Origin of the sequence: Paenibacillus sp. EKM301P, from assembly GCF_011800295.1 — a bacterium.
In the GTDB taxonomy this organism is placed as follows: domain Bacteria; phylum Bacillota; class Bacilli; order Paenibacillales; family Paenibacillaceae; genus Paenibacillus; species Paenibacillus polymyxa.
Window position 1 is genome coordinate 508,624 of record NZ_JAALFM010000001.1, and the last position, 13,478, is coordinate 522,101.

Annotated in this window: 1 protein-coding gene; it reads right to left on the reverse strand. The window is 48.4% G+C overall.

All coding sequences use genetic code 11. The features are described 5' to 3' along the window. Positions 1-21 precede the first annotated feature (21 nt). The gene (locus HFD99_RS02465) at positions 22-13,428 is read right to left on the reverse strand and encodes an SDR family NAD(P)-dependent oxidoreductase (protein WP_167440795.1); all 13,407 of its coding nucleotides are present in this window, start codon (positions 13,426-13,428) and stop codon (positions 22-24) included. Positions 13,429-13,478: the final 50 nt, after the last annotated feature.

Sequence of the window (13,478 nt, forward strand, 5' to 3'; positions counted from 1 at the left end):
CTCCCAGCATGTAGAAACTTCTCATTTACGTATGAATATATTGAAGATTTCATTGGCGGCCTCATCAACAGACATGGCGTCGTTCATCATTTCATCCAAGAGTCTGCCGCACAATTGATCATCAAAATCTACATTGCTTTCATTTTGCGACAGTAATGCGTGGGCTTTTAATTGATCCTTGCTATCCGAAGTCCAATAATGCTCTTTTGCAAATGGGTAGGTTGGCAGGCTGATACGGTGAGGTACCTTCCCCGTATAAACTTTTTCCCAATCCAAATTTAGCCCTTTGGCCCACAGCTCCAGAAGCTTTGTATATTTCCTTTTGGAAATCCAATGTTCAATCAGTTGTTGCAGGTCTTCGTCCCCCGTAAAAATGGACAACGCTTCTTTGTTGCGTTTTACTTGACCTCTATACAGGTTGAGCATGCTGTGGCGTCCGTCCACAAATTCCTTTAATTTCTCCTCAAGATCTGTGATCGAATCCACGAGCATGGCTAGACGCTCCTCCATCGGTTCGCGTCCCACCTGGAGCGTATAGGCAATATCCAATATGCTGGCCGAGGATAGCTGACCCTGAAGAGCCTCAAGCAGCTGTCGTCCTTTTTCCTTAAGCTGCTCCTCACTCTTGGCTGATAGCACGATCATCGCAGGTCCCTGAGAAGCAGGTTCTATTCCTGATGGCTCCTGAACCTCGGGAATATACTCTTCAATCACGATATGAGCGTTGGCCCCACCTGCACCGAAAGACGATATTCCAGCCCGTCTCGGACACTCCTGAGTGATTCCATCGGTTGTAATTACCGGTCTCTTCCATTCTTCTAGATTCTGCTGAACGACAAAAGGAGTATTGCTGAAATGAATTTCAGGATTCAACTTCCTAGAATGTAAGGACGGTACTAACTGGCGATGCTTAAGCTGCAGCAATATTTTAGTTACTCCTGCAATGCCTGCTGCGCTCTCGGTGTGACCAATATTGGATTTGACCGAACCTATGGCGCAGAACTGCTTGTCTTGTGTGAATTTCTCAAAAGCCCTGGTCAATCCGGCAATTTCAATAGGGTCTCCCAAAGCCGTGCCGGTTCCATGGGCTTCAATATAACTGATGGTTCTTGCATCAACATTCGAACGCCGTAGCGCATCCTCAATCAGTTGAGATTGAGCTTGAGGGCTAGGCACGGTATAACCACTGGTTTTACCTGAAGCATTGAGCATGCTCCCTTTGATGACACCATAAATATGGTCACCGTCTGCAATAGCCTTCTCCAGCGGCTTTAACACGATAGCGCCGACGCCCTCCCCATCAACGAATCCATCCGCTTGGTCTCCAAACGACTTACATTCGCCAGTTTTCGAAAGCATCGTCATCGCTGACAGCTTGATATAGTGGATTGGGTCTACGATCAAATTGACCCCTCCGACAATAGCGCACTCGCTGATACCGCTATACAGACTTTCCAAAGCTAGATGGATAGCCGTCAATGAGGAGGAACAAGCGGTATCGATGGTCATACTTGGACCTTGGAAATCCAAATGATAGGATATCCGATTGGAAATGGAATTGTATTGAGGTCCCAAACCGTAATTTCCATTCATCACGCCTGCGAATACGCCCACTTTACGACTCTCACAAAGATTGGCAGGGGTATATCCGGCATCCTCTATACTTGCGTATGCAGCTTCCAGAAAGAGCCGTTCCTGCGGGTCCATAGTTTCGGCTTCTGCAGGAGAAATCTTGAAAAATAGCGGATCAAATAAATCGATTCCATCGATAAAGCCGCCTGATTTCGTATAGATGGTACCTCGTTTTCCTTTTTCTTCGTCAAAGTAGGTCTTCCAATCCCAACGATCTTTCGGAATTTCAGTGATGCAGTTTTTACCCTCTTTTAGGTTGTTCCAATATTCCTCTACATTACGAGCTCCTGGATAGCGCCCGGACAAGCCCACAATCGCAATATCTCTGATATTAGAGGAGTGCTCCTGCGGCTTCTCACCTTTACTGGCAGACGGCTTAAGAAAGCGTCCTTCCTGTGCAAACCTCATCGGGACAATATCGACTACCTGTGGAGCAGGGACTTCTTCCACTCTGGAAGTTTCTTCGCTCATCTCTGTCTCCTTCATACCTACCAGCTTCTTCAACGAATCCTTTTGCGTTTGAAGCAGGTACGCTACCAGATCATCTATGGTGTTGTACTCAAAAAACAGGGTGCTGGCAAAATCCTCGATCACTTCACGCAAAACATTGGTGATTTGCACAACCAATATCGAGTCGATCCCGTACTCTTCCAGGGCAACCGTAGAGTCGATGCTTCCCGGTTCCATTTTTAGAGTTTCGCCAAGTAAATTTTTAAAGTAGGCCGTACTTTTGCTGCGCAGCACATTATCTGATTCCGCTGATTCCGCCTGTACTGCCTCTCTTTTGGGCTGAGCTGATTGTTTTATTGATCCTGCTTCAACGGTTCTATTCTCTATCGATAGGGATTTCTGCTTTGGCTGTCGCATTTGCCGAACCAAGCCATCGCTTTGGGCTGCAACGATCTGCTGGCCCCAATCATGCGCCTCCTGTGCCGGGAAAAACGCTGTGTGAAAGCCTTCTTTGGCCAATACGCTTTTCCATACGTGAGGATAAAGTCCAGGGCAGCCGGGAATACGTAATTCCGAATCCTCATAAGCCCACCAGCCATCCAGCAATCCGAAGGTAAGGTGGGTAAACACGCTGCTGCCCATGAGTTCATTTAATAGAAGCAGGCCGTTGCTTTTCAAAGCCGCTTTCGCATTACGCAATGCCTGACGAATATCTTTTGCCGTATGAAGCACATTGGCAGCAATGACAATGTCATATTTACCCGCATCAATACCTTGTCCAGCAATAGGTTCTTCCACATTAAATATTCGATAACTAAGATACGGATTGTCTGGCCCATACTCTTTTTCCGCATGCATCAAAAAGGCCTTCGAAATATCGGTATAACAATATTCCTGAATGTGTTTGCGATATGGCCGTAATTTGAGGAATACGGTGTTGCTGGTTCCTCCGGTGCCTGCTCCAATTTCGAGAATTCTGATTTCTGCAGCAGAGTCGCTCATAATTCTCTGCTGAACATAGGCGGCGATCGTATCGGAAAGAACTTCATTAAAATAGTCGGCTACCAGACTGTCTTTATAAATCCCTTCCACTAATTCCATCGAGGAATTGGGGAACATGATTTCCGTTGCAGGACATTGGCCGGTAATAATTTCAGGCAACGCCCGCAGCGTTGTCTCAGCCAAATGTACCCTCGCCCGCATCTGCGGATATTTCAGCCATGTATGCTTGTGCTCTTCCCATTCCTGCCAGACATCCTCTCGATAAGTCGAGTTGGAGCCATTTCCATCTGTAAGGGCATCATTCAGCCGTGCCAAAATCTTTACACTCTCACCTAGCCATTTGCCGTATAACTCAGACAGTCCATGCTTATGTTTGAACTCGTCAACAGACTGACGATCTGTCCCTGACAGCCCCATGGACCAAAGCTGCTCCTGCAACAGCTTGCCCAGAAGGTGTTCCAATTCCTTTTCCTGCAGGCTGCCAGCATCCTCTGCCGCATAATCCTCGGCAAACTGGTCTTTTGATTTGATTACTACAGCCATACTTTCTTGTATATCCCGAAGATCGGGATCCGTGTTGTGCGGATATAGGCCAATTGCTTCCGCCGGATTAGTCCCTTCCAGCTCCAAATGTTTTGTTGTTTTCATCAGTCCCATTTGACCCAGCGGTGAGGCAAGCAACGTCTCAAGTGCCTCCATCCCCTCGTGAGGCTCAATAAGTCCGACGCCGATCTGCGCTAGTTTTGAGTAATTATCGACTTCTTGCTGCCTGTCTTGGGAGGTATTGTTTGCGTCGTTCCCCCAGTATCCCCAGTTCATGACTTTCACCGGGCAATGCCATTCCTGTGAAAGCCGCTGCGCAAACGCATCCTTAAAGGTACATCCGGCAGCATAGCTGCTTTGTCCCGGATTTTTTACATAGGCAATAATAGAAGAGAAAAACAACACGAAATCCAGCGGTTCATTTTGAAAAACCTGAGCCATACGCACACTGACATTGACCTTTGCTGAAAGCCCGGACCGGAGCCCTTCCTCCGTCAAATCTTCCAACCCCTTCTCCAAAAAGGCAATGGCAGAGTGGACTACGCCGTTGATCTTGGAGTACCGCTGCTTTATCTCCTCATATGCCCCCTGCAGCGACCTTTCATCTGCTGCATCTGCCGTAATATAGTATGGAACAGGTCCGTGGCCTTTAAATTCGTCCAATTTAGCCTGGATGGACGCGTCCTTTGGCCTTCTGCCTATCCACACCATCTGGGCCTGATAGGTCGAAGCCAAATACTTGCTCCACGCCACTCCGATGTTGCCTGCACCACCGATAACCACATAGATACCTCCGGTTTTGTACAGCGTCTGTCCTTTTGAGCCTGGAGTCTGCTTAAACGGAATCAGCTGCTGGCGATACCACTGACCGCCTCTGAAAACCCACATCCGTCCCTGACGGTCTGAAGGCAGCGTAAATAGTTCGGATAACGGCCAGTCATAGTCGGATTGCAGGTCTATGATACGAACCTTCCAGTTCGGATATTCTTTGGCCATCGTGCCTACCAACCCATGCAAACTTGCGTGGGCCGGGTGGACTGTATCGTCCTGATCGATCGACTGAGCCTGGGTGGTTATGATGGTCCAGCCTAGCTTTTTCGTCCCATACCCCAGCAGGAGCAGCGCCTTGACCATTCTAAAGAAGAGCAAGACTCCGGGCTCCTGTTCCTCAATCAAGGATTCAGCAGTGACCGATTCGACAGAAATCGTAGGTGCAATCCACAGTATATGGTCAACGGCTCCATATTCTTCAACCTTTGAGGCAACCGTTTCTATGGAATCCTGCGCCTGCAGCTCCAAAAAATGCGCCTTCGGATAATATTCCCGGATGGCCTGTCTATCTTTGTCCGTACCACCTGCAATGACCATTCGGTCTGTCGAAGATGGGAAAGCTGATTCTTTTTTAAGCGCAACCGGGTCCCATTTGGGGATGAGCATAACGGCTCCTACAAGCGGATCGGCGGCATGATCTCCTGCAACTACGCCTTGTGCATGCTCAGTGCGGATATCTCCGTCCAGCGCTCGGGTGGATAGTCCCGTTATTCTGACACAAACGTTCCCTTCCTCATCACATAAGTCGATATTGAGCTTCTGTACCTTGTCCTCTCTCTTGCTGCCCTCGCTGTATTGAATCAACGACCACATATTCTGGGTGCATGCCCCATGGATTTCGATCTCTTGAAGGGCGAATGGCATAGAAGGCGTATTGGGTACTGTGCTGTCCGGCAGCTCTCCATCTTGACCCATGATTAATCCAATGGATGCATGCAAGGCCGCATCCATTAGGCTAGGGTGAAGAACAAAGCTGTCAGCCGAATCGGAGAGCACGGAGGGCAATGCTAGCTTGGCCAGTACCTTGCCCGGATGTGTATACACTTTCTCCACACACCTGAAGGCTGGGCCGTAATCCATCCCGATTTTTTGGAAGATATCGTAGCAGCGCGCTCCCTCAAATCCATGTGGATCAAATTCTGCCCGTAGTGCCTCTAGGTTAAGCACTGACTTTTGTTCTACGTTAAACTGCACCGCATTGCCCTGGCTGTGCACGGTATGTCCGATATCGCTTCCTGCTTGCTTACTATATACCTCAAAGCTGATTTTTCCCGCGTCTTCCAAAAATAGGCCTGTGTGTACTGGGAATGGCTGATCTTCGACCACAATTGGCCGAATCCAGTTTACATTTTTCAACCGGATTCCTGTTGTGCAGTTGTCCTCATCTCCTATAGAGCGTTCCACAGCCGCCCGCACCATCTCAAGATAAGCGACGCCTGGTAGAATCCGTTGGCCTTTTACCGTATGATCTCTGAGGAAAAATTCCTCGCCTGTAAACGTTGAGCTGAACCGCTGCTTCAAGAAGTTTGAAGTGTTGTGGTGCAGTAAAGGCGACAAAAATGCAGACTGGCCTAGGGTGGCTGTCATACCATCGGTCTTTACCTGGTTTACGGGCACCCAATAGCTTTCTCTGGCAAAAGGATAGGTTGGCAAACTAATCCTGCGAGGCTTCTTTTCCCCATAAAGCCTATTCCAGTCCAACAGCAGTCCTGTCACCCAAAGCTCGGCGAGCTTTCCATATTTACCTTTGCTCACCCATGCACCCACCATTTTAGCCATATCCTCATCGATTTCCTGAGTGACCAATACTCCTTTGTTGCGCTTTACCTGTCCTCTATACAGTTCTTCTATACCTTCCTTTTCCAGCAGGAAGCTTTCCAATTTCCAATCCAGCTCTTGGATGGATGTGGCGATGATCGCAAGCCGTTCTTCCATCGCTTCTCGTCCGATCTGCAGCGTGTAGGCGATATCTGCGAGACCTATACGCGGGTCATTCAGCTCTCTAATGGCAGATAGCAATCTTTGCGCCTGCTCGTTCAGCCTTTCCCTGTTCTTGGCCGATAGCACAATCATGGCAGGATGAAGAGACGCAGGAGCAGCTTGCAGCTGACCAGTCTCTGCTGGAATGTACTCTTCAATTACCACATGCGCGTTAGACCCACCTGCCCCGAAGGCCGAGACTCCTGCCAACCTTGGATATTCCTTGATTTCACCATCCATGGATACGACAGGTCTTTTCCATTCCTCTAATGTCTGCTGTACTTTAAAAGGACTATCACTAAAATCGATGTTGGGATTTAACTTGCTTGAATGCAGTGAAGGCACCAATTGTTTATATTTCAACTGCAACAGCACCTTTGTCACCGCAGCAATACCGGCTGCGCTCTCACAATGTCCGATATTAGACTTGGCAGACCCAATTGAACAGAACTGCTTGTCTCTGGTATATTCCCGGAACACCTTTTGTAAGCCTGCAATTTCAATCGGATCACCCAGAGGAGTTCCTGTCCCATGCGCCTCTATATAGCTAATGGTTCTAGGGTTGATTCCCGCCTCCTGAATAGCCTGCCCAATCACGCTAGCCTGTGCGTTAGGGTTGGGTACGGTATATCCATTGGTTTTTCCTCCGTGATTCACTGCAGTACCTTTTATGACGCCATATATCCGGTCTCCATCTGCTATAGCTTTGGCCAGCGGCTTGAGCAGCAAAGCCCCGACTCCTTCTCCTGGCACATATCCGTCACCCTGTCCGAAGCTTTCACACCGCCCATTGCTTGATGCAAAGCTTCCCTGTCCGAGTAATAGATATTTGTTAGGATGGACGGAAACGTTGACTCCCCCTGCAACCGCCAGTTCACATTCTCCATGCTGCAGTCCGTGACAGGCCATATGGATTGCTGTCAGTGACGAAGAGCACATCGTATCCACAGCGATACTTGGTCCATGAAAATTACAAAAATACGATACACGGTTGGCAACCGCCGAAGCATTCCCGAGAAGCCCGAGCATATTCCCTTTGGCTTGTTCCTGGGCTCCATAAAGCTGATATTCGTGATACATTACTCCGACATAAACGCCAACATTGCCTTCCATGCCGCCAAGTCCCCGGTCTGCACCAAGAGTTTCGCGCGTATAGCCCGCATCCTCTATGGTTTCATACACACATTCCAGGAAAAGGCGCTCTTGAGGGTCCATTGTTTCCGCTTCTCTTGGCGAAATGTTGAAAAACAACGGGTCAAACCAGTCCACCCCATCGATGAACCCTCCCCACTTGCTGTAGGTTTTCCCGGGCTTCCCTTTAGTTTCATTAAAGTACAGGCTGTGGTCCCAACGCTCCTTGGGAATCTCAGTGATGGAGTCCTTCCCATCCCTTAGATTTTTCCAGAACTCCTGGATACCTGCTGCCCCCGGATATCTTCCCGATATCCCTATAATGGCAATGTCCAAGCCCTTCTCTTCCTGATGGGGCTGCGTACCTGTCAGGAAAGGCCATGTACGTCTGCGACTCGCAGCGATCGAAGTCAAAGGCTCTATTGCTGCTTTTGCAGGTTCGTTCGCCACTTTATGAGGAGCCGCATTCTTCTCCTGCGCTTTTAAAACGTCTACCAGCCGGCCGTGGTGCGATTCAAGAAAATATCCAGTTAATGAGCGAAGATTATGATATTCAAAAAATAATGTCTTCGGCAGTGAGCCAAACGTTTTCTCCAATTCATTCGTGAGCTGCATGACCAATATGGAATCAATCCCATACCTGTCCATAGGCGCATTTACATTTATACTTTCAGCTGGCAGCTTGATTACAGCCGAAAGCAATGTTTTCAAATAGTCTTCAGCTTTTTCTCTTAGCCATTCTTCGCCGATAATCGAGGCTTCCCCATCTTCCATTCTGGAACGGCCTGAAATCTCTGTTCCTGAAGGCTGTCCCAGAATGGCCGTCTTAATCGTTTGAGGATACCCTTCGATAACCATGACCTGGCTTTTACCGGAAGATAAGCTTTGATACAAAGCCTTTATTCCACTCTCTGTTTCCATGGCAATCATGCCCAGACCTTGCATTGCCTTTTCCGTTTCCCCATCGACATGCATCCCACCGTCCTTCCACAACGGCCAGTTGATCGACAGCGTGTGCCCCTGGCGCTGCTTGCCTGCCGCCAAAGCATTTCGATAAGAAGCATAAGCATCCATAAAGCCATTGGCAGCAGAGTAGTCAACCTGACCTACATTGCCAACACTTCCGGCGCCGGAAGAAAACAGGATAAAGAAATCCAGAGGCAGGGAGCTGCTGGCCTGATCTAGATGGATCAACCCTGAGACTTTGGGAGTCAGCACTTCTCTAACTTCTTCTATCGTCTTTTTGATGATGAAGTTGTCCCGTATCACTCCTGCTGTGTGCAAAATACCGTTAAGACCGCCATATTGCTCGACGATGCCATGAATTAACTCGGTGACCGCTTCCTTTTGACCCACGTCCACCTGTCTGTACTCTATATGACCTTCCAGCGCTTCCAATTCGCTTAACAAGGTCTGTTTATCCGCTGACAGAGGTGATCGTCCTACCAGTACGACGGTGGAGTTTTTCACATTGCACAGGATGTCTCTGGCAAAAATCAGTCCCAGGCCGCCTAGACCGCCAGTGATGAGATAGGTCCCTCCATCTTTCCATGGCTGGGCTGCATCTTCACGCAAGGTTTCAATTTCTTGCCACTTTAAAGCCTGTCGCTTGTCGCCATGATATCGTATCCGTTCGCCGTACTGGCCGTAACGGTTCTCTTGTATTTTTGCAATAATCCCCTCAGGACCATCCTTGGCATTAAGCTCTAGCAGTTGACCCATGACATTCGGGTTTTCTTTCTGGGCGGTTTGCAGCATGGCAAAGAACCCGGAATAAACCTGGTGGTCATTTCGGGCAGGGACTGCAATTTGCAGCAAAGTTTTTTGTTTGTGTATGTCCAGCATTATATTTTGCAATTCTTCAAATATCTGAATAGTGTAGTCTTCAAACCGCGCATCCAAGTCATTACTCGATGACTGTAAAACAATGCAGCGAGTACCATCCATACGAGCTGCAATATCCTTTCTGGAAATACCTTCAAATTCGCACAGGATCACAATATGCCGTATATCTTTGAACGCGTTCTCTCCTGCAAGGACTGCCTCCTCCTCCCAGACCGGCTCCAGCATGAGTGTGCCCACATTCTCGACGAAATCTGCTTGCCCTGCTCCTTTTTCCAGTTCTCTGGATGAGAGCCCTTTGAGCTGCACACAAATCTTTCCGGTCTCGTCGCAGAGATCGATATGTACTATGCTCAATCCATTTAGTGTCTCCTCACTCGCTTGTCTGGAAATCCGTGCCCACATCACAGAAGTGCATTTTTCGAATATTTTCAGTTCCTGCAAGGCAAAGGGTACCGAGAGGTTGCCTTCAGACACATGTTCTTCCCGATCCATCACCAAGCCGATTGTGGCCTGCAAGGCTGAATCCATTACAGCCGGATGCAATACAAATTCACTTTGGGTATGAGATACATTGGATGGAAGGGACAGCTTTGCCAGCACGAAATCCTTTCCCCGTAAGATGGTCTCGATCCCCCGGTGTCCCGGGCCATAGTCTATTCCCATAGCTCTGAAAGCTTCATAGCATTGGCTTGAAGATAGAGAACTGTGAATACATTCTGCCTGTAAAACATTCAGGTCCAGGTACTGCGGCTCACCGCTTCTCTCCAACACAGCTATCCCCTGGCTGTGTATAATATCTTCGGCGTTTTCTTCCACGCCGCTGTATATTTCAAACGCAATCGCTCCATCGTCCTGAGGATATAGGCTGGTGTGTACCCTGATCGGTTTGTTAGCTACAACGATGGGCTGAGCCCATACTACATTTCTCAGTTGAATACGGGTCTCACCCTCCATGACATCCCCTGCTGCTTCTTCGACGGCCGCTCGCACCATTTCAAGGTAAGCCACCCCAGGTAATGTCGGTTGGCCTATGACTCGGTGATCTGCTAGGAAAAATTCCCGGCCTGTAAAGGTGGAGTCGTAGCGCTGCCCGGAGAGATCGGAAGTATTTTGATGCAGCAAAGGGTGAATTTGGGCGGTCATAGCCGGGTTTATATTCTCCTGGCCCATGTCTGTCTCAGACAACCAATAGTGTTCCCTCTCGAAAGGATAGGTCGGCAGACTGATTCGCTGGGGCTTGGTTGCTCCATAAAGTGCATCCCATTCAATAGTTGCGCCATTAGTCCATAATTTGGCTACTTTATCAATTCTTTTATTCTGAAGCCAGGTCCGAACGAGGGTTCCAGTATCTTCGTCAGAATCAAAAAGTTCAATTTCGCCTCTAGCATCGTCCACTTGTCCAGTTAACACCTTGTCCGACGAGTTGCCATTCACAAAATGTTCCAGCTCATCGACCAGATTTTCTCTTGAATCCGCCAAAAACGCGAGGCGCCAGTTCATAGCCTCTCTGCCCACTTGCAGGGTATAAGTCAGGTCTGACAGCTTAGTGCTTTCGTGCAATTTAACAAATTCCATCATGTCGGCGGCATAGGATTTCAGGGCTTGTTCGCTTTTGGCAGAAAGTACAAATAGCACTGGGTTATCTTGATCGACTGGGTTCAGCTGCACCTCAGAGGCTACAGGCACATATTCTTCAATAACCATATGCGCATTAGTACCGCTAAACCCGAAAGCACTGACGCTTGCACGTCGAGGTATCCCCGGTTTGGACTCCCACTTTTGTAGCCCGGTGTTAATGTAAAACGGGCTTTCCTCCAAAGGAATATGTTCATTTAGGGATTCAAAATTGATGGTTGGCGGCAATTGCCGATGTTTCATGGCGAGGAGCACTTTCATTACGCCAGCTACTCCGGCCGCTGTTAGCATATGTCCCATATTGCTTTTCAGCGATCCCAGCGCACAATAGCCCTTTTTGTTCGTATAGGATCGGAAAGCTTCGGTAAGCCCTTCCACTTCGATCGGATCGCCCAGTTTGGTACCTGTCCCATGGGCCTCTACCATAGAGATCGTTTCAGGATTAATATTGAACCGCTGGTAAATCTCACTTTCAAGCGAAATCTGTGAATTTACACTTGGAGCGGTAATGCCGTTGGTTTTCCCATCCTGGTTCATTCCCCATCCCCGGATAACTCCATAGATGGAGTCCTTGTCCCTGATTGCATCAGAGAGCCGTTTTAATAAAATAACGCCAACCCCTTCTCCAGGGACAAACCCGTTTGCACGGGCGTCAAAAGTAAAGCATCGTCCATCCTTGGACAGCATTCCTGCTTTGCTGGTCATGACATGCATCCCTGGCCCTGCCATGATCATTACTCCGCCCGCCAAAGCAAGATCGCTTGTTTCTAAAACAAGGCTGTTGCAAGCTTCAGCTATAGCTACCAGAGAGGAAGAGCATGCGGTATCAATCGCCAGAGAAGGGCCCTTCAAATTAAGCAAATACGAAATCCGAGCCGATAAAATGGAAGGCGCTCCTCCCATAAGAACCTGCGCATTCAATCCCTGTCCGCTCATGGACCTTCCATAATCACTAGCTGCACAACCTACAAAAACACCGCAACGGCTCCCCGACAGTGAGGCTGGATTCAATCCAGCATCTTCAATGCATTTCCAGCTACTTTCCAGAAATAAACGCTGTTGAGGGTCCATCATCTCTGCTTCCGCAGGAGAAATATTAAAGAACAACGGGTCAAATCGATCTATATCCTCTAGCACACCCATCCACTTGCTATAGGTTTTCCCCTCAGCCTTGGGATCAGTATCATAATATTCATCAATGGACCAGCGTGTTGAAGGAATTTCCGATATACAATCCCTGCCCTGAGCCAGGTTATCCCAGAACTCAGTCAATGTCTTAGATTTGGGGAACTGACCCGCCATGCCAATAATTGCGATAGAATCCTTCTCCTGACCATGCGGCATACTGGGCACAGATTTTTTCATATCCGCCTGCTTGAGCAGTTTGTGCGTACCATCGCTATTCGGAAGTTGTCCGTAGGCCGTCTGAATCCGTTCCTTGACCTCTTGCTGATTCACAAACGTTTTGTCCTGCATTTTTATTTCTTTCTCAATCGTAGCCGCCAGCTTTTCTCTAATCGGCTGAGCCATATGGTTTTTCAGCTCAATCAATGACTCTCTTGGCGACTCGGACAGTTTCCTTGCCAGCTGCATTGCGTACGGCACCACTTCATTTCTCGGCAGAACAGGAAAAGGAGTCCCTTTGGACTCCAGCTCTGAACCGCTATATCTAGTACCAGTGAATAAAATTTCCTGCGCCATGCTAACTCCGAATTTTTCAGGAAAAATGAGGGTTGAGCCCGCACCGGGAGTAAAGCCGTATTTCATAAAATTAGTGGTGTAGATGCTTTCTCTACTCATCACGATAAAATCGCAAAACATCCCCATGCACCAGCCTGCGCCAATTCCATGTCCCTGCATAGCAGCAATGACTGGCAGCTTGCAATCCAGTGCAATCTTGTAAACATTGGTATCGCTATATTTCGCCTTTCCCTCATGAATGGCTAGCAATCCCTTCTGCGTACCCCCTGTGGCAAAATAGGTGTCATATCCCGTCAGAATCACGACTTTATAGTTCTCGTTAGCCTGCACCGTAGCGAACGCCTGGTTCAGGCCCACAATCAGTTCATCGGAAAATGTATTTTTGTGCACGGTATCCTTCATTGTTAACAGGACAATGCCATGCTCAAATTCCTGCAATTGAACCACCGGCGGCACTTCCGTTTCGCCGTTGCTCTCCTTCTCCGGTCCGTGAAAGCTGTCCAATGGCTGTAGCGAAAGAGACAATTCCTCTGAAGTTGATTCCTGTGACCGGACTTCCAATGATTCTTCCAAAGATTCATCCGAAAGCCCGCCCATCAATTGGCGCAATCGTGCTTCGGCATCTTCAGAATTTATTTCTCCTGTTTGTACCGCACGAAAAATATCTTTTGGATCCATAGAAATGCCCTCCTAGCCGTATGAAATAGGACGAATATCGTGTCGGCAAT

Coding starts and splice junctions, on each gene's coding strand:
- HFD99_RS02465 (WP_167440795.1), bottom strand. CDS start 13,428: ATGGATCCAAAAGATATTTTTCGTGCGGTACAAACAGGAGAAATAAAT.